This window comes from Streptacidiphilus sp. MAP12-16, assembly GCF_041262165.1.
Taxonomy (GTDB): domain Bacteria; phylum Actinomycetota; class Actinomycetes; order Streptomycetales; family Streptomycetaceae; genus Streptacidiphilus.
Map to the genome: position 1 here is coordinate 232,906 of NZ_JBGCBY010000012.1, position 23,661 is coordinate 256,566.

Consider the following 23,661-nt stretch of genomic DNA (forward strand, 5'->3'; position numbering starts at 1 on the left):
GCCAGATGTTCCCTGGCCTCCTGCGCGCGACGAGGTGAGTCCATCGAGCGCCGCTACGGCCGCAACGCGACAGAAGAAGCAACTGTCGGAGAAGATCTCCGTTGTTGGCGAGAGCGCGGGTCTGTAGCCTGAGCCGGCTACTGCCACGATCATCAGATAAATGGACTTGGGGGACCGGTGTCTCACCGCCGTCTCATGGCGACAGCTGCGGTCATCGCCGCCAGCATCGCCCTCGTACCGGGTCCGGCCTCCGCCGCCGCCCATCCGCACACCGCGACCACTCCGCACACCGCAACCCCGCCACCCCTGGACGGGGCCGGGTCCGCCGCGTTCAGGACCTTCACCAGCCCCGCCGACAAGTCGTACCGGGTGCAGAAGCCGGCCACCACCAGCTCGACGCACAGCCTCTCGACGGGCAAGACGATCTACGCCATTACCGAGACCTGTACCACGGACACCGGAACGGGCACCCAGAGTGCCCCGTTCTGCGACCTGCAGGACGCCGTCAACGCGGCGGCTCCCGGCGACACCATCATGGTGTCCGCCACCGTCAACGCCAACTCCCAGAACTCGTACTCGACGGAGTCCGTGACGGTCAAGACCTCCGGGATCTCCATCATCGGAACGACCAACCACCCGACGGTCGAGGCGGGCACCACCGTCGCCGGAAAGCCCGCCCTCATCCTCGACGGCGTCAGCAATGTGACGATCAGTCATCTCGGCCTGCAGTCCTACAGCGCGCCGATGGCGGTCGAGATCATCGGCTCATCCCAGATCGCTTTGGACTCCGACCAGATCAGCGCCAACTATGGCAGCGGCATCGCCATCGACGGCGCGTCCAGCGGTATCGCGGTGACCAGGACGTACGTGAACCCCAGTTACCCGTCCAGCCTGAACCCGGCGATCACCGTCGCGTCCGGCGCGAGCACCATCACGGTGGCCGGTGACCTGTTCGCGGCCTCCGGCATCATCGCCACCGGAGTGAACGGACTGAACGTCACGGGCAACACGATCCAGCGCGGCTGCCACTCCGCGGTCGATATCGAGGGTGTGTCCTCCGCGGTCGCCATCGAGAACAACCTGCTGGAGGACGGCAATCAGAACACCGACCTGATGGTGGGCGGCTACAAGTCGCAGTGCTCCAATGCCGGGGCCGGTTGGGCGCCGGACGTCACTGTCTCCGCCGGGTCGAGCGCGGCCACCACGGCCGATTTCAACGACTTCTACATCGACGGCAGCAACGCCACCGTGCCCTACAACTGGGCCGGCACGGCGTACCCGACGCTCGCCACGTTCCAGGCCGCTCAGACCCAGGCCGCTCACGACACGATCGACACCGTAAAGGCGTTGCCCGTCGGCAACGGCCAGGAAGGGGGCGTCGACTACGCGCTACAGCCCGGCTCGGCCGCGATCAACTCGGCCAACCCGAACGCATTTGGTGCGCTGAGCTCGGACTACTTCGGCGGCAGCCCCCTCACCGACCGCGGCGCCGTCAAGTACCTGAGCACCAACCCTGGCATGGCCCTTGCCCTGACCGCCAAGAACACCAGCGCGTACGGCATCTCACTCACCGCGAATGTGACGAGCAAGCCCGTCGAGCAGGACCTCTACATCTACTGGGGAGACGGCAGCCCAACCGGCGTCCAAATCTTCTACGGGAATGCGCCGATGACCGTGACGCTGCCTCACACGTACCCGAAACTGGGCACGTACACCATCACGGCCGCAGTGAGCGACCGCAGTGGGAACACGGTCGCCAACTCGGTCCAGGTGTCGATGGTCGGTTCGGAGTACACGGCGTACGGGCCGAAGCGACTGCTGGACACCCGTGACGGCACGGGAGCGCCGAAGGCGAAGGTGCAGCCGTACGGGGCAGCACGGGTGCAGATCGTCGGCAATGGCGGTATCCCCACGGGCGTGACGGCGGCCGTTCTCAATGTGACGGTCACCGACACCGCCGCCGGCGGGCACATCACGGCATACGGCGAGGGCGGCAGGCTGCCGACCACGTCGAACGTCAACTACGCCGCCGGACAGACCGTGCCGAACCTGGTGACCGTCCCGGTCGGCAGTGACGGCTACGTCGACCTGTACAACGGCGGCTGGGGACCGGTGGACCTGGTCGCCGACATCACCGGCTACTTCACCCAGTCCCCGTCCAGCGGCTACATACCGGTCGCGCCAACCCGTCTGATCGACACCCGTGACGGTACCGGCACGGCCAAGGGCCAGATCGGCGCGTACGCGTCGTTCCCGGTGCAGATCTCCGGCGCCGCCCCCGGCCTGCCCGGCGGCATCACCGCGGTGGCGCTCAACGTCACCGCCACCCGGCCCCGGAGCGGCGGGCACCTGACCGTCTACCCTGACGGCGGTTCGACGCCGACCACGTCGGCCGTGAACTTCACGGCCGGACAGACAGTGGCCAACGCGGTGATCGTCCCGGTCGGCAGCGACGGCAAGATCCGTGTGCTCAACGGTGCCTGGATGCCGACTGACGTCGTGGTGGATGTCGTCGGCTTCTACAGCACGTCCAACCGGGGTGCCTTCATGCCGATCGCGCCCGAGCGGCTGCTCGACACCCGTGACGCCTCTTGGAAGTACGGCCCGCTCACCGGCCGGGGCTACATCGACATGCCGATCACCCAACGGTTCGACCTGACGGCGTTCGTGCTCAACACCACCGTGACCGACACCACCGACCAGGGGCACCTCACCGTGTCCCCGGACCCGAACTCGCTGGCCGCCTACCAGGGCGGAACCGCGATCTGGCCCACCCCACCGAACGTCTCCACGCTCAACTGGCTCAGGGGCCAGACCGTTCCGAACCTGGTCCAGGCGACCCCGGGCGGCGGCGGCATCATCGACTACTGGAACATGAGCGACGGCAAACTCGACCTCATCGTCGACGCCTTCGGCTACTACCAGAACGACTGATCCCGGCTCCTACACCCCAAGGCCCCGGGGGCGGCGATCCACGTCGCCCCCGGGGGCCCTCGCCGTACCCGACAGAGCCGCATCGCGAAGCACGATGCGTGCGGCGCTGAGCGACCTCGTCATCCTCTCTCTCGCCGAAACCGGTGCGGCGCGCTGGGAGCTGACTTGGTCGGAGCCGGTCCGGCTGCGGTTGCCTGGGGGCCTCGCCGAGACTTTGCCTCCCGCGTTGGACGCCCTCCTCGCCGACTGGCCTGATCCGACGCCACTTCGCGCCGTTCTCGCCTCGACCCGGCCCGTCGCCCGCAACTGACAGCCGACCCGACTCCAGAAAGCCCCCGCATGGACCTGCTCAGCACGCTCGGCGGCGGCACCAGCATCATGCTGGTCGTCGCCGCTTCCAGCTATCGCAAGACCCGCGCGGCCCGAAAGCGCACCGCTCCCGCTCCAGCGCAGGGCGCACCCCGCACCATCAACCCCACCGACTACGGCCTCGCTCGGCGCGAGCAGCTGACCGTTCAGGCGAACCATCCCACTCCCGAGATCGCCGCCGCCCTCGACTCCGCGCGCGCCGGCGACTGGCGTCCGGCCGCCTACTGGCTCGGGCAGCGCGGCACCGACTGGGACCTCGCCTGGCACCGGCTCGGTCCGTTCCACGACCTGGCTGTCGAAGACGACCGCTGGCTCCGGGCATGGCGTCAGGCCGAGCCCGCCAACGCGGACGCTGCCCTGCTCCACGCCGACGCGCTCGTCAGCGTCGCATGGCAGATCCGCAGCTCCAAGCTGGCGTCCCAGGTGACGCGCGAGCAGTTCGAAGGCTTCCACCGTGTACTGACCCAGGCCGAACAGGCCGCCTACGAGGCGATCCGCCTCGCCCCGCCCCAGGACCCCAACCCCTACGTTGTCCTCCTCCCCGTCGCCATGGGACTGAGCTGGCCCAACGACCGCTACCGCGCCCTGTGGGCGGAGATCGTCGCCCGCGCGCCGCAGCACTACCGTGCCCACGCGTGCGCGCTGCAGTACTGGTGCCAGAAATGGCGCGGCAGCCACGAGTTGATGCACCAGTTCATCGACAGCGCCATCGCGGTGGCCCCGCACGGCAGCCTGCTCCCGGCACTCAAGATCGAGGCGTTCCGCGAGGAGTTCGTCCGCGACGAGGCACCGGCCGACGCCTGGAAGCGCCCCGACGTGGCAGCAGCGTTGGACACCGCTCTCGCCGACCTTGCCGCCGCTGACCCCGGTCACCCACGCCTGGTCGACGCGCGAGGCTGGCTCGCCTACGGACTCACCAAGGCCGGCCGCGGTGCCGAAGCAGTCGAGCTCTACCGGGTGCTCGGCAACATCGTTCCCTGGCCGTGGGGCGGCTTCGACGACCCCATCGGCAGCTTCATCGGCCTGCGCGCGAGCGCCGTCCTGGCGATGCTCGACGCCCAGCCCGCCGCCGCTTATGCCCGAGGCGCACGCAGTCGCTGATGGAGCAGAGGCCCGCACCCATCGCCGGGTGCGGGCCATGCGGCAGGTCACCGGCGCTTGGCCGCGCGGCTGCTCGCCATCGGCCTCACAGCCGATCTGGCAGTGCCGCGCCCGCTCCGCTCGGCACCCGTCTGCTGTTGACGCCGAAGGACGGCGCGCGGTGAGGTGCCACCCAGGCATCCGGGTGGCACCCACCTCATGCGAGTGTCGCCGCGGCCTTCCTGATCAGATCGGCGACGACTCCCGGCTGCGACACGTAGATCGCGTGGCTTCCGGGTGTCTCGGCGACGGTGGCGCCGATACGCTTCGCCATCGAGGCCTGTGCGGCGGGCGGGATCATCCGGTCCTCTGTGACGTGCAGGTACCAGCTGGGCTTCGCATGCCAGGCGGCCTTCGTCACCGTGCCGCCGAGCGCGTCCAGCCCCCATGGCACCTGCGAGTCGGCCATGAACGCCGCCTCCTGCGCAGAGACGTCGGCGGCGAACGAGTCGGCGAACTTGTCGCGGTCGAGGAAGAGATAGCCGTTGACCGGCGGCAGGATCGGCGGCTGCGGCCCGTCGGCCGGGAACGTGCCCAGAAGCGTGTTGACCGACTCCCCCTGGTCGGGCGCGAACGCCGTGACGTAGACGAGCGCCCCGACCTTGTCGTGGTTGCCGGCCTCGGTGATCACCGCACCGCCGTACGAGTGGCCGACGAGCACGACCGGGCCGGCGGCGCCGTCGAGCACGTCGCGGGTAACGGCGACGTCGTCGGCGAGCGACTTCGTCGGGTTCTGCACGATCCGCACGTCGAAGCCGTCGGTCGTCAGGGCGTCGTAGACTCCGCGCCATCCGGCGCCGTCGACAAAGCCGCCGTGCACGAGAACGATGGTTGCACTCATGGCGTCTCCTTCCAGATCTGGTGGACGAGAGCGAATCTACGGACGCGATGGGCGCGGCGAATCCGTCAGATGACTGCCATCGGCGAGCCGGGCGGGTCCGCCGCTCCAGGCCCTCGCGCCGGAGTCGACGGCCGTGGTGGCGCAGTAGAGTCTGAACGTGCCGGGTTGGGTGTCGAGCGTGGCGAGCAGACGGCTCGTGGGGCGTGCGCGCGAGCTGGGCGTGCTGCATGGCTTCGTCGACGCCGTGGCGACGGAGGGCGGCTCCCTGCTCGTCGTCGGCGAGGCCGGCGTGGGCAAGACGTCGCTCCTCGATGCCGCGGCTGCCCACGCCGCGGAGCTCGGCACGCGCGTCCTGCGCGCGTCCGGCGTCGAGTTCGAGGCGGAGGTGAGCTTCGCCGGGCTCCATCAGCTGGTCGCTCCGCTGGCCGCCGAGCTGGCCGTGCTCCCACTCGATTCCCGACGCGCGATCGGCGTCGCTGTGGGCCTCGCGGAGGGGCCCGCGCCCGACCAGCTCGCGCTGACGAACGCGCTGCTCGCCCTGCTGTCCGGTGCCGCCGACCAGGCCGCCCTGCTGGTGGTGGTCGACGACCTGCAGTGGCTCGACCGGGCGAGCGCCACCCTGTTCGGCATCCTCGCCCGGCGGCTGGGCGGCACGGGGATAGGCCTGCTCGGCGTCGTGCGCACAGGTGAGGGCAGCGTGTTCGAGGACGCCGGACTTGCGGAGATCGCCATCGGACCGCTCGACGACGACGCAGCGGCAGTACTCCTCACCGAGGCGTTCCCCGAGCTGCCGCCCCGGGCGGCCCGGCAGGTACTCACCGAGGCTCAGGGCAACCCGCTGGCGCTGATCGAGCTTCCGGCGCACGTTGGCCCGACCGCCGCCGAACCTCCGCTCGGCCGCACGTCTGTCGGCCGACGGCTGCAGCTGACCTTCGCCCGGCGGATCGACGGGCTCCCCAACGAGACGCGTGCCCAGCTGCTGCTCGCGGCGCTCGACGGGACCGGCGAACTGTTCCCGGCGATCTCGGTCGGTGAGCTCGAACCGGCCGAACGCGCCCGGCTGATCCGCATTCATCCGGTGACCCGCGGCGTCCAGTTCCGGCATCCGCTCACCCGTTCCGCGGTCGTCGAGCTGTCGACCGAAGAAGAACGGCGCGAGGCACATCGGCGGCTGGCGGGACGGCATCCGGCCGGCTCCGAGCGGCGCGCATGGCATCTCGCGGAGGCTGCGTCGGCGCCGGACGAGCAGATCGCGCAACTGCTCGAGGAGGCCGCGCTGAAGACGAAGGGGCGCGGCGACCCGGTCGGCGCTATCGGTCTACTGCTGCGCGCGGCCGAGCTGAGCCCGGGACCCGACGACCATCACCGCCGTGCCATGTTCGCGACCTACCTCGGCGCCGACGTCACCGGGGATCTCACCGACCCGCGGGCGCTCGTCGCCGAACGCGGCGGGCAAGGCCACACGGTGGCCGCCGCCGTCGCCGCTGCGGCCTACATGGTGAACAGCGGGGGCGACATCGACACCATCCACCGGCTGCTGCTCGGCGCGCTGCGGAAGGCCGACCAGCCGATCGCGGTTTGGGACGCGCCGCTCAGCGAGATCGTCTACGTGCTGCAGGCGAACTGCTCCTTCGGGTCCCGCGCCGAGCTGGTGGACGACTACCGGGCTGCCCTCGATCGGCTCGACCTTGAGCCCCCGGAGATCCTGGCCCTGCTCGGCAACACGTTCCTCGAGCCCGCGCGACGGGCAGCGCCGTCGCTCCCGCTGCTCGACGAGGCGATCGCCGGCATCGGTGAGCAGGCCGATCACGCCCACGCTGTGCGGCTGGGCATCGCGGCGATGTACGTGCACCGGATCGCCGGATGCCGCAGCGCGCTGTGGCGGGTGATCGAGCACGGCCGCAGTGGCGGCGCGGTCGCATCGGCGATCAAGGCGTTCGCGCTCCTGGGGTTCGACGGCGTGCTGAGCGGCGACTGGGACGGCGTGCTCCAGCTGGCCGAGGAGGGGCTCGCCTTCACGACCCGGCATCACTACCGGCTGCTCGGCGGCTTCCTGCAGTACGACCGGGCGATGGTCGCCGCCGCCCGCGGCGATCGCGAGACCGTCCGGCATCACGCCGACGACCTGGAGGCCTGGGGGGCGCCGAACCGCATCGGCTTCGTGCTTCAGCTCGCCGCGCACGCGAAGGCCGTCGATGCGCTGAGCAACGGGGAGTTCGAGACCGCCTACCGTCACGCGGTCGAGATCTGCTCGCCCGGGACAGTGCCCGCCTACAAGCCCGCGGCACTGTGGGTCCTGCTGGACCTCGTCGAGGCGGCCGTCCGAGCCGGGCGGACGGCAGAGGCAAGAGCGCACGTCGCCGACATCCATCGATCAGGCGTCGCCGACCTCTCACCCCGGCTCGCTCTGATCGCGGTCGGCGCGACGGGGATGACCGCTCCGGCCGCGTCGTTCCGCGAGGCGTTCGACACCGCGCTCGCGACCCCGGGAGCGAGCCGCTGGCCGTTCGCACAGGCGCGGATCCGGCTTGCCTACGCCGAACGCCTCCGCCGGGCAAAGTCCACCTCCGAGGCCCGGCACCAGCTGACGATCGCCCTCGACGTCTTCGAACGACTCGGCGCCGTCCCGTGGGCGGCGCGGGCGCGCGCCGAGCTCCGCGCAAGCGGGACGCCCGCAGCCCACCCGGCTTCCGGGCCGGCCGCCCCGCTGACCCCGCAGGAGCGCGAGATCGCCGAGCTCGCCGCCGCGGGCCTCACGAACAAGCAGATCGGCGAACGGCTCTACCTCTCCCCCCGGACCGTGAGCTCCCACCTGTACCGCCTGTTTCCGAAGCTCGGCATCAGTTCGCGAGCAGCGCTGCGGGACGCGCTCGGAGAGCTGCCGCCCACGAGCGCCTGAGGCCGACGGCGGTGATTTCGTCGGCGACGGGGGTGTAGTGGCCGGTCAGGCACGGCTTGCTGGTCATGGCAGGTGCCTGCGGCGGCCGTCTACGCCTCGTGCCGGTGTAGACCGGCACGAGGGCACCAGCGCCGTGATGAGACTGGAGATGAGACGACAAACGAACTAAGGACCCGACCGCGATGCGGTCGGGTCCTTAGTTTGCGCTGATGGGCGAGTGCGGAGGATACGAGATTCGAACTCGTGAGGGGTTGCCCCCAACACGCTGTCCAACTGTTCGCCCGGGCGTCCAGCGGCCTACGGGGGCGTCCTCACCTGCGGCGGAGAGGTCCGATGGCTGACGAACGGACCCTGCTGAACGGAGGTGAATGCAACTGCAACTGCAACTGCGGGCGCGGCTCGGCAGGGGCTCTGTCCTGCGGTTCCCCCCGTCTGGGTAGTGCGCGAAGCTGCTCCTGTCGCTGCCTGCAGGGCATCCCGTGATCAGGGCTGGCCGTCAGACCTACAGGTCTTCAGACCTGTGCCTTGACGGCCGTGCCCGCCTGGAACGGCTCCTGCACAACGCGGCGGGGCCGGGTCGGAATCCCCAGCGTCGGGTTGGCGACGCCCCAGGCCGCGCCTTTGCAGACCAGTTCTTTGTAGACGGCGGCGAGGCGTCCGGTCAGGGCCGCCCGGACGGCTCGGTCGTCGGCGGTGACGTACTGGATCACGCCTTCCTTGCGTCCCAGTGAGATGCACTGGTTGAAATAGCGCAGCGGCGTCTTCGGGAGCTTCCCGCCGGTCAGACGTGCCGCGAGGGAATCGGCTGCCTGCCATGCCATGGGGGTGCCCGATGCGCACGACATCCGCAGCGGCTTGTCGCCGGGGCCCATTGCCATGGCTGCGTCGCCGATGGCGTACACGTCTGGGTGCGAGAGCGAGCGCATGGTCCCGTCGACCACGATCTGGCCAGTGCCGGTGACCTCCAGGGTGGTCGCCTGCGCGATCGGGTGGACTGCGAAGCCGGTGGTCCACACGGTGACCGCGGCCGGGACGAACTGGCCGTCGGCGGTGGCGAGGCGGTCAGCCTCGACGGCGGTGACATCGGTGTGCTCGAGGACGGTGATGCCGAGTTTGCCGAAGACCTTCCGGAGGTGCCCCCGCCCCTTGGGCGAGAGCCAGTCGCCGAGCCCGCCGTGAGCGGCGAGGGCGACGTCGAGGTCCGGGCGGGCCTCGGCGATCTCGCTCGCGGCCTCCACGCCGGTGAGGCCTCCGCCGACGATGACCACGGGCTGTCCGGCGTCCAGGCCGGCCAGGCGCTCGCGCAGCCGGAGTGCTCCGGGACGGCTCGCGATCTGGTGGGCGTGCTCGGCGGCGCCGGGGACGCCTTGGTCGTTCCAGCCGCTACCCAGGGCGTACACGAGGCTGTCGTACTCCAGTTCCTCGGTGCCGTGTGCGGCAAGGATGGCGACGGTTTTGCGATCGACGTCGACGCCGGTCACCTTCGCGAGCTTCAGTTCCACGCCGGTGCCCGCGAACATCTCGTCGAAGGGGTGGGGCTTGAGGTCCTGGCCGACCGCCAACTGGTGCATCCGGACGCGTTCGACGAAGTTGGGCTCGGCGTTGACGAGGGTGATGGCGACATCCTCACGCTGCAGTCGCTTGGCGAGGCGCCCGGCGGCGATGGCTCCGGTGTATCCGGCTCCGAGGACGATGATGCGGTGCTGCATGTCTTGACTCCTGTCTCGCGGTCTCGCCCCTTGAACCGGACAGCCCGCCGTTCCCTGACAGGAATGCGATGTGATGCACCTCACATCAGATTCAGAAGGCGTTGAACAGGGGTTCCCCGTGCCCGTCGGCCGCCCACCGCCGGGACGCGCGTTCCAGCTTGTCGGGGTTGACCTGGTTGCGGAATGCGGCGATGCCCTCGGTGGTGACCTCCGGACACAGGACGCCGATGACCTGGCCCTTGAGGACCGCCACGACGGCAGGGGCACCGTTGGCGGTAGCGATGTAGACCTCCGGCGAGCCGCCGATCAGGGCGCGTTTGGCCTCGCTGGGTTTGAACAGTCCCCGCATGAACTTCGCGACCGCGAGGGCACCCTCGAACGCCTTGGCCCGGGCCGGGACCTTCCCGCCGCCGTCGCCGATCGCGATGGCGTCCGCGGTGAGCAGCCGCACGAGCGGCTCGGTCCGGCCGGTGGTGGCAGCCGCGAGGAACTCCTCGACGATCCGCTTGGCGGCCGCCTCGTCGATCTCGGTGCGGGCCTTGCCGTCCGCGACGTGCTTCCTGGCGCGGTGGAAGATCTGCTGGCTGGCGGCCTCGGTGATGTCGAGGATCTCGGCGATCTCGCGGTGCGGATATTCGAAGGCTTCCCGCAGTACGTACACCGCCCGCTCGTTGGGAGACAGGCGCTCCATGAGGACGAGGACCGCGTACGAGACCGATTCACGCTGCTCGGCGGTATCGGCCGGGCCGAGCATGGAGTCCCCCGCGAGAAGCGGCTCCGGGAGCCATTGGCCCACATACGTCTCGCGCCGGACACGGGCTGAGGAAAGCTGGTTGAGGCACAGGTTCGTGAGGACCTTCGTCAGCCAGGCCTCCGGAACCTCAATACGCTCGACATCCGCGGCCTGCCAGCGCAGGAACGCATCCTGCACCGCATCCTCCGCCTCACTCGCAGAGCCGAGAAGCCGGTAAGCGATGGCTTCCAGTCGAGGCACAAAAGCCCCGAACCGGTCCGCGTCCTTCGTGCTCAGGGACATGGCCAGGATCCTAGCCCTCAGCGCACGCCACGGCCCTTGGGCTGCGGCCCGGGACGCTGCCGATCACTTCGGCGCACGCAACCGTATGTGTCTCTGCACCGACCTCCGCCGGCGCAGGCGCGTACCTCGGTCGGCCGCCTGAGCTGGCGCACCGCCGTACCGGATCGAACGCCTGCGCGCCGATGCCGCTCAGTACCGAGAGCAGAGCGGTCTCTGTCACCGGCGAAGCGTCGTCGCGCAGTTGATCCATCAGAGCGGGCAGGGCCGCGGGGCCGAGTGCGACCAGGTGGACGACGGCGGTGTGTCGCTCCGCTTCTTCGTGGGCTGAAAGGGCGAGAGCCACTGCTGCGCGGTCATGCCCGGTCCTCGAACAGCGCGTTGTATGGCTCATCCTCTGGCGTGAAGATCAGAGCGAAATCCCTGCCCACCACAGTGGCGGTCTCATGCAGCCGGGCCAGCGCATCGGCCTCCGTCGGAAGAGAGAGGTCGAGCGCGGCTGCCGCTCGGTCCCGTCCGCTCGGTCCGTCGAACCCAGAGATCGGGCATGTCCTCCATGTATTCGGCCGCGAGCTCGCGACTGGCGACGAGTGCGGCCCGGCAGGGGTGGGCCGCACTGGCCGCCCACCCCTGGTGCATCATGACCGTGATCACGCGAGGGGTGTCATGGCGCTGTTCTCACCGAAGTGCCCGGTCGGGCCGCAGGAACGGGTCTGGATGGAGGAGTCCATAGCTTGGCTCGCAGCCGAGTTCGGCGGTGAAGTGTTGATGCGGGATCCGGTCCTGCCGACCGCCGAGTTCTTCCCGGGCCGATATGCCGGCTCTGACGCGGACATTCGGAACCTGATCATCCAGATCTGCGGATACCTGGACGTGGCACCCAACCGGCTAACGATCGAGATCGAGCCGGACGACGGCGAGGACGTCATGGTGGCCGAACTCCGGCTTGCCCACAAGTCACGCTCCGCAGCCGGCCACTACCGGCGCGAGAACGGGCGTCCTGTGATCGCGATCGACCAGCGCCAGGCCACCCGCCCGACCTCCCTGGTCGCCACCATCGCCCACGAGTTGGGCCACGTCCGCCTTCTCGACGAACAGCGCATCACCATCGACCGATCTGATCACGAACCACTCACCGATCTGCTGACGGTCTATTTCGGCCTCGGCATCTTCACCGCCAACTCCGCCTTCAACTTCAACCAGAACAGCCAGGGCTGGTCGTACTCGAGGCTCGGCTACCTGAACGAGCACATGCTCGGCTACGCGCTCGCCTGCTACGCCCACCTGCGCGGCGAGACCAAACCCGCTTGGGCCCGCCATCTCGACACCAATCCCCGGGCCTACCTGAAGCAGAGCCTTCGCTACCTGGCCCATAACCCGCTGAACATCTGACGCACGGCGGCACTCTGCTGGACGCCAAGGTCTACACGACCAACGGTGTGTCAGCGGTGCGGGGCACACTGTCGTCATGCATACCTCCTCGTCCACGGAAGCCAGTTCGGCTCGGTGTATCCGGACCTGGGTGGAGTCGATGGGAGGCCCGCTCATTGCCGTCCCGAACTCGGCGCTGACCGAATGGAGCGGTTGCACAGAGGTTGGGATGGTCATGGGCGACGTGGATACCCCGGACGACTACGACCGGGCCTGCGAGGCGGTGGCTCTGGCTGCGGTGATCGGGGTAGGCCAGGAGGGTGCTCTGGCACTGGTCCTGGCTGACCAGTCGGCAGGGATTCGTCCGCTGGTTGGCAGCTGACTCCGAGGCTGACGGGATCACTGCGGCCGAGGCTGTTCTCGCCGACCCCGCTGCCGCATGGGATGGAGTGTGGGAGTTGGGAAACGGATGGCCCGGCCGTGCTCATGGACTCGGCCGCCGCAGGAACTGAGCTGAACGTCGGGTATCCGGGTGGCGGGCTGCCCGATCAGGCGCCTGTCCAGATTCCTTCCGGCCGTTGGACGGTCCGCGCGATCCGCGTCCAGGCTGACAGCCACACCTGGGTTGGTCTGGTGCAGCTTCTGCCTGCTGGCGCGTAAGGGTCGTCCTCACGGCTCGATCGAACAAGGGATTCTGGATGCCTCGCCAGAACTCACGCAGCCCTGGGACAGCCCTTCTGGGCTCCGGCCAACACTTACCGACACCGCGTCAGGCGGAGGGCTGGGCCAAGGAACCGGGGCCCGGCACGTAGAAAGGCCGCCGAGCACCAAAGCGCGGCGGCCCTCCTTCTGTTCCGGCGGCTCAGCCGCCGAGGTAGCCCGCGAGGTCCGCGATCACATCGACGGAGCCCGCGTGGTCGTAGAGGTGGATGCAGCCGCTCGCGTCCACCGGGACCAAAGCCAGGATCGGCCGGGTCTCACCTGGGTCGAGGCTCAGGTTCGAGGCGGTGGGCCGGGCGCCGTCGCCATAGGCGGTCAGGTACGTTCCGGCGGTGGGGGCGACACCGGTGAGGTTGACCAGGACGGCCCGCGCGTCGGCGGGGACTTGGCCGACTCCGGCCACCTTCAGCGTGATGGTGCCGCCCACGCCAAGCCGGGCCTTCGCGGTGCCGACGCCGTAGCGGGTGTCCAGGATGCGCGTGGGGGCCGTGGCCACCACCGGCCCGCCCTTGAGGGAGGAGCTCGTGCCGCTGTAGTCGAGATCGTCGGTGTACAGCCCCTGAAGGTCCGCGATGACGTCGACGCTGCCCGCGTGGTTGTAGATCTCGACCTGGGTGTTGCAGACCATGGTCAGCGCCAGGTTGGAAACTGTTTGTCCGCGACGGAAGTCGACGGTGGAAGCGGTGGGCGGGTTGGTGCTGCCGCAGTAGATCGTGAGGTAGCTGTCGGCGGTGCCGCCGGTCACGGTGAGGTTGAGCAGCGCGCCGTCCGTGGCGACGTCCCCGGCCTGCGGGAGGTTGAGGACCAGCGAGCTGTTCGGGCCGAGCTTGGCCTTACCGGCACCGACGCCGTAGCGGGTGTCGAGCACCCGGGTCGGGGCGGTCGGAACGAGGTAGCTCATGATCCCCGATTCGTTGGGCGTGGTGGTGTAGTAACCCTCGATGTCCGCGATCAGGTCGACCTTGCCGTTGCGGTTGTACAGGTCGACGTAGCCGTCCTTGCCCACCGGAACCGTCACCAGATTCGCGTTGGTCTGCACGGCCTTGAAGTTGAGGTTGGAGGCGGTCGGCAGCGCGGTGCCGTCTGGGTACGCAGTGACGAAGCTGTCCGCGGTGGCGTCCGTGTCGGTGAGGTTCAGGACGATCGCGCTGACCCCGGAGGCGGGGATGCCGGGCGTTCCTGCGATTTTGAGCCGGACCACGCCGCCGGAGCCGACGGACTGTTTGGGCGCGCCCAGGGCGTAACGCGTGTCGAGCACGCGGATCGCACCGGTGGGCACATAGGCCGGGCCGACTATGACGGACGACGTGGCTGTGTAGGTCCGGCCGTGGTCGTCCGCCAGCTTCTCCGTCGCCGTGTAGTGACCGGGAGCGGGATAGGTGTGGGCGATGCTGCCTGAGGTGGCACTCAGGCTTACCGGTGTGGAGCCGTCGCCGAAGTCGATCTGATCGGTGGTCAGCGGGTAGTGGCTGATGACGTTGTAGTCGCAGCGGGCGGAATCCGGGGCCAGAGGGGAGAGGCCGCCGTCGCAGCCGTAATTCGAGGAGAGGGCCGGGATGGCGTTGACCTCGACGGACGTTTCGCCAGGACCGTAGGTTTTCCCGGAGGCCGTCTTGACGGTCACCGACACGTACGGGACGGTCCCTGCGACGCTCTGGGCGTAGGTGTGCGGCACGCTGCCTGTGGTGGACTCGGCGGTCGTTCGGTCGCCGAAGTCGAAGGTGTAGGTGAGGCCGGAGTCCGACCAGGGGTTGGACAGTGTCGCGGTGAAGACGACAGGGTCGGTGGCCCAGACTGGGTTGGGCGAGAACGTCGCCCCGGTCACCCGGAGCGGGTCTTGGAACTCGATGGCGCCGCGGTCGTAGTAGGTCTTGGCCCCGGAGCCGGTGTCGGCGACCACGGGGTCGTCGACGCGTGGCTGGCCGTAGACATCGGCGCTCAGCTCGCCCGGAGCGTCGGCGTTCGCGGAGTCGATCAGGTGTGATCCCTCGCTGAGCCGTCCGACGGTGGTGCTCGGCAGCAGGGTGGTCGTCTGGTCCAGGTCGTGGGAGCCCTGGCCGGTCTTGGCCTGGAACGCCTGCCTCGTGGCGTAGCCGGTGCCGGACCAGTTGTAGTCCGTGCCGGTGGCGCGCGGGTTGACGGCGTTGTAGTCCGCGGTGATCTGGGCGGCGGAGGACGCGTCGACGGAGATCTCGGCGGGGCTGCTGTCCCCGGTGCAGGCGGTCCCCGCGTCGGGGACGGCGACGGTGTTTTCGACGGATCCCGAGGTGCCGCCGGTGAGGCTGACTCCGTCGCCGCAGTCGCTGGTGAGGGTGTCGCCCGCGAGGTGCAGGGCACTGGCGCCCACCGCCTGCACGGCGCCGATGCGCGCACCGACGATCGCGTCCGAGGCGAGGGTGACGTCCTGCGCGCCGCTCGCGGTGGCGACGCCCCAGCCGAGAGCGCCGCCGACCACGGTCCGCGTGACGGAGACGTCCGCCGAGCCGCCGTCGACGGCAAGCTCCGCCGCTGGGGTGCCGGTGGCCCCCACGACCGCCTGGACGGAGAGGTTGCCGGCGTCGATGGAGATGTGCTGGGAGCCGTCGACGAGGACGGTGCTCGTGCCGGCCGCACGCGCGTTGATGCCGGTGAGGTTGACGTACTGGGCTCCGGACAACGTGATCGCGGCGCCGCTGAACGTGGTGACGTAGGGGTGGCCGCCCCCTGTCGCGACGAAGGAGACCGGCGCGGCGGCGGTGGCCTTGGAGGTGATGGTGACGGGGGCGTAGGAGCCCGCCGATATGTAGACGGTGTCGCCAGGCTGGGCCGCGTTCGCAGCGGCCTGGATCTGGCAGAAGGGCTCCGCCTGGGTGCCCGGGCCGGAGTCGTTGCAGGTGCCCGTTGCAACGTTGACGTACAGGGCGGTGGCCGTGTCCGCCTGGGCGGAGCCGAGGCCGAGGCCGCCGGCCAGCAAGGTGAGCGACGTGGCGGCGATGAGTGTGCGTCTGGAAGGCATGAAGGTGGAAATCCCTCAAAGTTTTGGATCTCTCATGTAGATCGCGTGGAGGCGAACGTACGGGTGCGTACCGTCTGTTGGTAAGACGGGGTCGGCTGCGGCCCGTTGAGCCGCTTGGCTCACCCGTTCGAGTGGGTTTCGTGAGCGAGGGACCGGCACCGGGTGCGTGCCGTCGGCGCGCGGGCTCAGCGTCGCCGACGCAACACGGCGTGGTTGACCACCCCGTGCCCGTCGACGCTGACGCGACGCTTCGCAGCAAGGGCAAGGAGGAGCCCCGGCGGTTGATCCGCCGGGGCCCGTCCAGTTCGTGCCGTGCAGTGCGCCGGTGGGCCTGCCACCGGTCAGCGGTCTACCGGTCAGTCAACGTAGTAACCCTCGACGTCCGCGATCACGTCGGTGCCGTTGGAGTGGTTGAAGATGTCGACGGCTCCGTCAGCGCCCACCGGGATCAGCACCAGGTTGGACGTCGTCTGTCCCGGTGTGAGCGTCAGGTTCGAGGTTCCCGACCGCGACGCCCCGTCCGCGTAGGCAGTGAGGTACCCCGACGTCGTGGTGTTCGGCGCCGTCAGGTTGACCAGCGCGTAGGTCAGCCCCTGCGGCAGCCCGTCGACGCCCGTCACCTGGACCCGCAGGACGCCCCCGGGGCCGATCGGCGCCGGCTTCGTCACGCCGGTCGTGGTCCGGGTGTCCAGGATCCGCGTCGGGGCGGTGGTGAAGAGCGGCCGTACCTGCGCCATCGGCATCGCGGACCACGCCTGGGCGCCCTGCATCGGGACGTAGTACCCGACCAGGTCCGCGACCAGTGGATAGCGGGTCCATCCGTCGCCGAGCATGATGCTGCCGTTCGTGCCCAACTGCACCACGACCTGGCTGGTCGTGGTCTCACCCTTGGCGAAATTCAGGTTCGACGCGGTGGGACGGGCCCGCCCGGCGGGATAGGCCGTGACGAATCCGGTCGAGCCGGGGTTCGCGACGGTGACGTCGAGAACCGCGGCGACCGCGTCGGCCGGCATGCTGACCCGCCCGGTCAGCGGCAGGCGCAACTCCGTGCCCTGGTAGGAGTAGCCGCCGAACCCGATCCGGGTGTCGAGGATACGGGTGGGGGCAGTGCCGACCAGCGTGCCGTAGCCCAGCACGTAGTTGCGGGTGGCGTAGTAGCCCTGCACGTCGGCGACGACGTCGGTGCTGGAGTTGCCGGCGATCGACACCTTGCCGTCGGCGCTGAGCGGAACCGTGACCAGGTTGGAGACGGTCTGGTGTGCCGCGTAGTTGACCGTCGAGGCGTTCGGGACCGCGCTGCCGTACGGGTACACGGTCAGATAACCCGCGTGGGCCGGGTTGACCACGGTCACGTTCAGTACGACGGAGGTGGCGCCGAGCGGGACGTAGTCGGAGGCCGGGTTCCAGACGTTGTCCGTGTCGGTGCGGCCGAGGGTCAGGTTCATCGACGTTCCAGCGGCCAGAGTGCGCTTGGGCGCGCCGAGCCCGATCCGGGTGTCCAGCACGCGGGTGGGCGCGAGCGCCACATATTGCTGACCGACCGTCACCTTCTGCGTCACCGTCGCCGTTTTGCCCGCGGCGTCGGTCTCGTCGAGGGTGACCACGTAGGTTCCGGGCTTCTGGTAGGCGTGCCCGTCGACGGAGGCAAACGTGTCCGTCGGGCTGCCGTCGCCGTAGTCGACCTGACGGCTGGTGATCTGCCACCCGTCACGGGACGCCGACGTGTCGACGTTCACATTCACCGGCGCATCGGGCGAACCGATCGACATGGCAGGCTGCAGCGGCCAGTCCGGATTGACGGTGATCACCCGCGTGGTCCGGCTGGACCGGCCGGGCGGCGTGGTCACGGTGACCTGGGCAGTGAGCACGCGCGGCGCGCTGAGCGGACCCGCGTAGGTGTGTTGCACGCTCGGGCTCGACGACTGCACCGGTGGGGTGCCGTCGCCGAAGTCGAAGGTGTAGGTCAGCGGCTCCTGCCAGGTGTCGTTCGCCACGGTCGCGGTGGCCGTGATCGCATGGCCGACGGGCGCCTGCTGCGGCAGGTTCAGCGCGGACACGGTCACCGGGTCCTGGAGCTCGACGGCGCCGCGGTCGACGTACGTGACCGCTCCGGTGCCGGTGTCGGGCACCAGCGGGTCATCGACCCGCGGGTTGCCGTAGAGGTCCGGGTCCATCGCGCCGGGCACGTCGGCATCGGCCGAGTCGATCGCTGGGGAACCGACTTCCGGGGTGCCGAGCCTCGGCTCGACCAACGGATCGGCCGCGATGTCGTGGGCGCCCTGACCGATCGCCTGGAAGGACGCCAGGTCCGAGTAGTTGGCGCCGCCCCACTGGTACGGCAGGTCACCGGCGGCGGCATGCACGATGTTGTAGTCAGCCGTGCTCCCGCTGGTGGAGTCGGCCGCCACCGCGATGCCGGTCGGCTGGACGCCCTTGGCGCAGTACCACGTGCCGTCCTGGGCGGGCACCGCGATCGTGTTCGCCACCGTGGTACCGGCGGCACCACCCGACGCGGAGACCGAGGCACCGCACCCGTTGAGGAGGGTGTCGTTACTGATCACGGTCCCGGTGGCGCCCGACACGGAGACGGCGTCGGCGCTGCTGTTGTAGATGAAGCTGTTGCTGAGCCGCGTCCCGGTCGCGCCTCCGGTGACCTGCACGCCCGCGGCGAAGTACCGGATCGTGTCCCGCAGCAGTGAGATTCCCGTGCCGCCGGAGACGACGATGCCGGGCGTGGCGTCCCCGCCCGCGCCCAGTGCGTAGTCGTAAAGACTGTCGCCCTGGAGCGTCACGTCCGAGGAGTCGGTGAGCTCCACCGCCTGGCTCCACTGGTCCTGCGAGGCCCGGTTGAGCTGGAAGTTCTGGAGCACGACGTCGTGGACGCCGTTGGCGACCACGGCGCCCCGGGTCGCCGGATTGAGGGACGGCAGGCTCCCCTGCCAGTCGGCCACCCCGGTGATCACGATCGGCGCGGTCGGCGTGCCGGACCGCGTCAGGTTGAGCGTCTCCGGGTAGTCGCCGGCCGCGACGCTGATCGTCTGTCCGGGATCGACGACGACCAGAGCGGCGCCGATGGTGCAGAACGGCGCCGCCGTCGATCCGGACGACGCAGAATGGTCCGAACAATTCGCAGATTTGGCGACATACATCGTGCTGGGCGGCGTGGACGTATTCGGCGTCGCCGCTGAGGCGGATGTCGGCGCGGTCGCTGCCAGGGCTGCTCCTGTGAACAGTGCCAGGGCGGCGACCGGTGATATGCGCGTGACGCGCAACTGGTCCCCCAATAGTGGGAATTACCCGATTCGGGCAGGCCGGCGAATATCGCCTCAGCCCGTAAAGGATGAAGTCGGGGGACAGCATAGGACCGAAAGCGGAGCGCGCGCGAAGGCATAGACATCCCAGGGGGTTGCATGCACAAGTACCTGCGCACCTCACCAGGACCGAACAGGTCAACGAACTCCCGGTAGTCGGCAGGGAAGTCGAAACCGCACACCTCGTGCGGCCGCTCTCACTGCACTGACGGACGGACTCGCTCGGGCGACAGGCCTGCCAGCTCGGTGAACCGGACCGCGTCCCTACGCAAGCACGCACCTCACAACCACTCACCCCATCGATGCGTGTTCACCTCGGCCGAGGGCCAGCCGCTGATCTCGAACACCGACTACCGCCCTGGAAGCAGTTGCTCGCCGTCACCGAGCTGCGCGACGGACGGCTGCACGACGCCCGACACACGGCGGGGACGGTCCTGCTTCTGCTCGGCGTCCTCGATCGCCTTGTGGACGCCATCATGGGCTGGGAGCCGGGGGGCTCGGCGCGAATGCGGGCCGGGTACATGCACGTGACGGACCCCATGCCCAAGCACGTCGGTGAGCAGATCGGCCAAGCCCTTTTGGGAATTGCCAATCCCCCAGAAGGCACAGGCACCATCGGTCGGCCAGAAACCTGACCGATGGACCTGCGAGCCCTACGACCTGAGCTGTCGTGCCTGCGGATCGAAGCAGATAAGCCCCATCGAGGACGCCAGTTGCGCGGCGAAAGCCGAGGCTTCCTCGGCCATGCTGTAGCGCATTGGGACGTAGATCAGCGGTCCGCTGGCCTCGCAGATCAGCGGACCCGTGGACCACGGCGAGATGTTGTGCTCGTCCACCGTCATGTCGGTCCAGCGCTCCAACAGCCCGGCGAAGTACTTGGCTATCAGCGGCGTCGGCCCGAAGTCGGCGTCCGTGTCGATGTAGCGGTCGTACAGGTCACGGAAGAGTCGTCCCGCAGCGGCATTCTCTGCCGGACGGTCGCCCTCCCAGACAGCAAGGTCGTGGTTCATGGCGGCAGGTTGTCACAGGCCACCGACAGCCAAGTGAGACGGAAACTGGGACCGAAGATCACGAAAGCGCCGTCTGCTCAACAGCCGGGGCTTTCGTTTGCCCGAGGGGCGGGTGCGGAGGATACGAGATTCGAACTCGTGAGGGGTTGCCCCCAACACGCTTTCCAACTGTTCGCCCGGGAGTCCGGCCGGGTTCAGTGGCGTGACCTGCGATGCAGCGGCTCGGTCCAGGCGGTTCGGATGGTGCTGAACGGGGGCGAATGCAACGGGAACTGCAGCTACAGGCGCGGCTCGGTACCGGGCCTCTGTCCTGAAGTCCCTCTGTCTGGTGCAGCGAGCGGAGCTACTCCCTCCACTGTCTGTGGCGCTGGTCGATCACGGTCGCCGCTACGTTGAACGACTGCGGCCCGGGTTCGCGGCGATGACAGGGGCGTGGTTTCACCGCCTGGATCCCGAGGCCACGTCTCTCGGCCACGGCGACAGAGATGTACATCTGTTACATTAAATACATGAGCGAACCCGTGATTGAGTCCATGGCAGAGGTCCGCAGCCACCTTGCCGATGTCATCGACCGGGCGCGTCGTGCGGAGACTCCGACGATCATCACCCGGCGGGGCAGGCAGGAGGCCGTGGTGATCGACATCGAGGAGTACCGGCGCCTCCGGCGGATAGCGGACGATGCCGAGGAGTCCTGGTTGAACAGGCTGGCTGACGAGTCGGAGGCAGAGGGGCTGCAGGGGTCCGTCTCGATGGAGGAGATGGCGGCTCTTCTTCGCGGCCAGGAGGGCTGATGTCCGATGGGATACGTCACGCGCTTCACTCCGCATGCCCAGCGTGAGCTGTTGAAGATCGAGAGGCCTGATGCCCTCCGCATTCTGCGTCGGCTCGCCGAACTGCAGAAGGCGATGGATGGCGGCGACACAACGGCGTTCGACGTCAAGGCACTGCAGGGGCATGCGGCCCGATGGCGCCTCAGGGTTGGTGACTACCGTGTGGTTTACACCGTCGAAAACGGCCAACTGATCGTCTGGGTCCTGGCCGTGGGCAACCGAGGCGACATCTACCGCCAGATCCCCTAGCAATCCAGGCTGGTTACCGGCCCGGATAGGTCCCCATGCGACGTAGGCCCCGACCGCACGGTAGTCGGGGCCTACATCTGCCCATACGGGCGGGTGCGGAGGAAACGAGATCCGAACTCGTGAGGGGTTGCGCCCCAACATGCTGTCCAAATGTTCGCCCGGGGTGCGCATGGGTTCGTGAGCGGCCCAGATCTGCGGCGGAGCTGCTTCGGGGAGGGCGTCCGGACGCTGCTGAACGGGGGTGAATGAGACCAAAACTGAGACCGGGCGATGGCCCGGATCCGCTGGCCGAGATTAATCGGGGAGCAGTTGCCGGAGCGCCGGGGCGAGCCGGTCCTGATCGCGCTCACGGACAGGATGGAAGAGGTCGGGCTGCGCCGGTGCTCGGGTTCGGCCGCTGGTCGTTCCCATCCGCACGGTCCGTAACGGGCGGCGACGGCGGTACTCGCCGCGCCCTCCGGGTGTTGCGGTGTGCGTCGCGGAAGGGTGATGGGCGGTCGAATGGGACTGACAGATCCTCATCGCAGTGCTTATGATGCCGGGGATGAAGAAGAACTCCTCGTGCGGATCGGGGGAATCGTTCGCGCAAGGTGAGTGCTGATGGCACATCACTTCACGAACACGATTCCGCCCCACCTGTTGATGTGGCAGCGCGTGCGCGAGTACGCCGTGCCGCCGTCCATGATCGAGACCGCGACCGCACGGCGTGCTGCCGGTGACTGGGCAGGGGCATGCGCGGCCGCCAGGGTCGACACCGATCTCGATCTGCGCGCCGTGCGCGACCGCCACGGCACCGAGCTCGTCACCCGCCTTCGTGCGGATCTGCGTCGGTTGGCGCCGGATCTGCTCCGTTGGCACATGCCCCGGATCGTTCCCGACGGACGGCTCCGGCCCGGCCTGACCATCTCGCTGAGCCGTTACCGGAGTGCCAGCGCCACGCCGTTGCAGCTGGTGGTGCGGACACCGCCGGCCTGGGCGGACGCCGGCCAGCGGATGTCCCTGGCCCTGTGGGAGCAGTCCGGGATCGGTGCCCCGAGGCACCATCCACACCCGCATCCCGACCGGCGTTTCCGGCTCGACCTGCACCGGCATCTCTGGGACTCCGGGCGGTGCGGCGAACTGGCGTGGCGGTGCGGTGCGGGCGGGGCGCCGTTCCTGGTGCTGGCCGCCCGACCCTACGCGCTCGCCCGGCCGAACATGCCAGACCTGCCCGATCGCTCCGCCGTCCATGACTGCTCGTGGGCGTCGGCACGGTGGGCCGCCGAGGCCGAGTTGTTGTTGAGGTCCGAGGGGTGCCTATACGGGTCCTTCACGGTGCGGCTCGGTGCGCGGAGCCGCACCGTGTTCGAACTCGTTGCTCCCGACGACAGCCATGCCCCGACGTTCCGGCCGCTTCGGGAGGCGCTGCCGCCGCAGGAGGTCGCGGCGCTTCCGGTACTTCCGGAGGCGGCGGCCCGGGTCCTTCCGGATCTGGAACTGCTGCGGGCCGGGCTGGTCGCCTCCGATCGGCTGCATCCGCTCGTCGCTAAAGCATTGGCGGTGGCCGCCTCGGTGGCGGCAGCCTCGGGACCGGCGACCAGCATCGGCCCCCCGCCCGGCGACCCGCACCGGGTGGAGTGCCGGGGCGAGATCCACCGGATCGCGCTGCGGGACGGGGTACTGGCGGCGATCAATCACGACCCGGCTCAGCTGCGCCGGGAGGAGCTGCTGGTGGCGCTCGGCGGGCCCGCGCTGCCCTGTCTGCGGGCGATCGACGCGGTGCACCGCGATCCGGAGGCACTGCCCGCGGTCCGGGAGCGGATCGTCCACGGTGACATCGCCGGAGCGCTGAACGTGGTCGAGGGGCTGCTCGGCTCCGGTGCGGTCCTGCGCGACGGGCCGCTCCGGGAGGAGCTGGAGTCGGCTGTGGCCCGTCGCATCGACCACGGACTTTTCCGCTCGGGGCTGGTCGCCGTGCACCCCGCTGCCGGTGCGGCCGGGGGCGGGAACTCCCCTGGCTCGGGGCACGCGGAGCCGGGCCACAGGCCCCGGCTCGACCGCCGTACGCCTGCCGTAATGCGCCTCAAGCGGAGCAGCCGGGCACGGCCCCGTACCGGCCTGGCCTGATTACCGCGCGATCGCCTGACCGCATGCCCCACCTGCGGCGGGGGGGGCCCCCCCCCCCCGGCCCCCCCCCCCCCCCCCCCCCCACCCCCCCCCCCCCCCCCCCCCCCCAAAAAAACCCCCACCCCGTACCCAAAAAACCCCAAA

At 69.4% G+C, this 23,661-nt stretch carries 17 protein-coding genes; 11 read left to right on the forward strand and 6 right to left on the reverse strand.

Features of this window, described 5'->3' with window-relative positions:
• Nucleotides 1-195: 195 nt before the first annotated feature.
• The 3 genes from ABIA33_RS18605 (at nucleotide 196) to ABIA33_RS18615 (ending at nucleotide 4,404) form a co-directional block, all read left to right on the forward strand.
• Nucleotides 196-2,934 carry a hypothetical protein gene (locus ABIA33_RS18605; protein ID WP_370082898.1) on the forward strand — a complete coding sequence of 913 codons (2,739 nt, stop codon included), beginning with the start codon at nucleotides 196-198 and terminating at the stop codon, nucleotides 2,932-2,934.
• Between the two features lie 94 nt (nucleotides 2,935-3,028).
• A complete protein-coding gene (locus tag ABIA33_RS18610; protein WP_370082900.1) occupies nucleotides 3,029-3,244 on the forward strand; it encodes a hypothetical protein in 216 nt (71 codons plus the stop codon).
• A 29-nt stretch (nucleotides 3,245-3,273) separates the two neighbouring features.
• A complete protein-coding gene (locus ABIA33_RS18615; RefSeq protein WP_370082902.1) occupies nucleotides 3,274-4,404 on the forward strand; it encodes a hypothetical protein in 1,131 nt (376 codons plus the stop codon).
• Nucleotides 4,405-4,600: 196 nt separating this feature from the next.
• On the opposite strand, the gene ABIA33_RS18620 is transcribed toward ABIA33_RS18615, so the two are convergent.
• Nucleotides 4,601-5,284: an alpha/beta fold hydrolase gene (locus ABIA33_RS18620; protein WP_370082904.1), complete on the reverse strand. Its 684-nt coding sequence runs from the start codon at nucleotides 5,282-5,284 to the stop codon at nucleotides 4,601-4,603.
• A 178-nt stretch (nucleotides 5,285-5,462) separates the two neighbouring features.
• Between ABIA33_RS18620 and ABIA33_RS18625 the strand changes: the two genes are divergently transcribed.
• Nucleotides 5,463-8,183, forward strand: a complete 2,721-nt coding sequence (locus tag ABIA33_RS18625; protein WP_370082906.1) for an AAA family ATPase — start codon at nucleotides 5,463-5,465, stop codon at nucleotides 8,181-8,183.
• A 512-nt stretch (nucleotides 8,184-8,695) separates the two neighbouring features.
• Here the strand turns inward: ABIA33_RS18625 and ABIA33_RS18630 are convergent.
• Both ABIA33_RS18630 and sigJ read right to left on the reverse strand, forming a co-directional pair.
• The gene (locus tag ABIA33_RS18630; RefSeq protein WP_370082908.1) at nucleotides 8,696-9,892 is read right to left on the reverse strand and encodes an NAD(P)/FAD-dependent oxidoreductase; all 1,197 of its coding nucleotides are present in this window, start codon (nucleotides 9,890-9,892) and stop codon (nucleotides 8,696-8,698) included.
• A 91-nt stretch (nucleotides 9,893-9,983) separates the two neighbouring features.
• Nucleotides 9,984-10,928 carry an RNA polymerase sigma factor SigJ gene (sigJ, locus tag ABIA33_RS18635; RefSeq protein WP_370082910.1) on the reverse strand — a complete coding sequence of 315 codons (945 nt, stop codon included), beginning with the start codon at nucleotides 10,926-10,928 and terminating at the stop codon, nucleotides 9,984-9,986.
• 663 nt (nucleotides 10,929-11,591) lie between these two features.
• Between sigJ and ABIA33_RS18640 the strand changes: the two genes are divergently transcribed.
• The 3 genes from ABIA33_RS18640 to ABIA33_RS18650 all read left to right on the forward strand — a co-directional run bounded on the left by ABIA33_RS18640 (nucleotide 11,592) and on the right by ABIA33_RS18650 (nucleotide 12,956).
• A complete protein-coding gene (locus ABIA33_RS18640) occupies nucleotides 11,592-12,317 on the forward strand; it encodes a hypothetical protein (protein WP_370082913.1) in 726 nt (241 codons plus the stop codon).
• A 139-nt stretch (nucleotides 12,318-12,456) separates the two neighbouring features.
• A complete protein-coding gene (locus tag ABIA33_RS18645) occupies nucleotides 12,457-12,678 on the forward strand; it encodes an Imm21 family immunity protein (RefSeq protein ID WP_370082951.1) in 222 nt (73 codons plus the stop codon).
• Between the two features lie 104 nt (nucleotides 12,679-12,782).
• Nucleotides 12,783-12,956, forward strand: a complete 174-nt coding sequence (locus ABIA33_RS18650; RefSeq protein WP_370082953.1) for a hypothetical protein — start codon at nucleotides 12,783-12,785, stop codon at nucleotides 12,954-12,956.
• 202 nt (nucleotides 12,957-13,158) lie between these two features.
• Here the strand turns inward: ABIA33_RS18650 and ABIA33_RS18655 are convergent, their stop codons facing one another.
• Together ABIA33_RS18655 and ABIA33_RS18660 are read right to left on the reverse strand one after the other, a co-directional pair.
• The gene (locus tag ABIA33_RS18655) at nucleotides 13,159-16,011 is read right to left on the reverse strand and encodes a PKD domain-containing protein (RefSeq protein ID WP_370082915.1); all 2,853 of its coding nucleotides are present in this window, start codon (nucleotides 16,009-16,011) and stop codon (nucleotides 13,159-13,161) included.
• A gap of 356 nt (nucleotides 16,012-16,367) precedes the next feature.
• A complete protein-coding gene (locus tag ABIA33_RS18660) occupies nucleotides 16,368-19,283 on the reverse strand; it encodes a PKD domain-containing protein (RefSeq protein WP_370082917.1) in 2,916 nt (971 codons plus the stop codon).
• Between the two features lie 407 nt (nucleotides 19,284-19,690).
• On the opposite strand from ABIA33_RS18660, the gene ABIA33_RS18665 reads away from it, so the two are divergent.
• A complete protein-coding gene (locus ABIA33_RS18665) occupies nucleotides 19,691-19,957 on the forward strand; it encodes an integrase (protein ID WP_370082919.1) in 267 nt (88 codons plus the stop codon).
• An 18-nt stretch (nucleotides 19,958-19,975) separates the two neighbouring features.
• On the opposite strand, the gene ABIA33_RS18670 is transcribed toward ABIA33_RS18665, so the two are convergent.
• A complete protein-coding gene (locus tag ABIA33_RS18670) occupies nucleotides 19,976-20,332 on the reverse strand; it encodes a hypothetical protein (RefSeq protein ID WP_370082921.1) in 357 nt (118 codons plus the stop codon).
• Nucleotides 20,333-20,841: 509 nt separating this feature from the next.
• Between ABIA33_RS18670 and ABIA33_RS18675 the strand changes: the two genes are divergently transcribed.
• The 3 genes from ABIA33_RS18675 (at nucleotide 20,842) to ABIA33_RS18685 (ending at nucleotide 23,517) form a co-directional block, all read left to right on the forward strand.
• Nucleotides 20,842-21,123, forward strand: coding sequence for a type II toxin-antitoxin system Phd/YefM family antitoxin (locus ABIA33_RS18675; protein ID WP_370082923.1), 282 nt, complete (start codon nucleotides 20,842-20,844; stop codon nucleotides 21,121-21,123).
• Between the two features lie 6 nt (nucleotides 21,124-21,129).
• Complete coding sequence (locus ABIA33_RS18680) at nucleotides 21,130-21,411, forward strand: type II toxin-antitoxin system RelE/ParE family toxin (RefSeq protein WP_370082925.1); 282 nt, start codon at nucleotides 21,130-21,132, stop codon at nucleotides 21,409-21,411.
• Nucleotides 21,412-22,011: 600 nt separating this feature from the next.
• The gene (locus ABIA33_RS18685) at nucleotides 22,012-23,517 is read left to right on the forward strand and encodes a hypothetical protein (RefSeq protein WP_370082927.1); all 1,506 of its coding nucleotides are present in this window, start codon (nucleotides 22,012-22,014) and stop codon (nucleotides 23,515-23,517) included.
• Nucleotides 23,518-23,661: the final 144 nt, after the last annotated feature.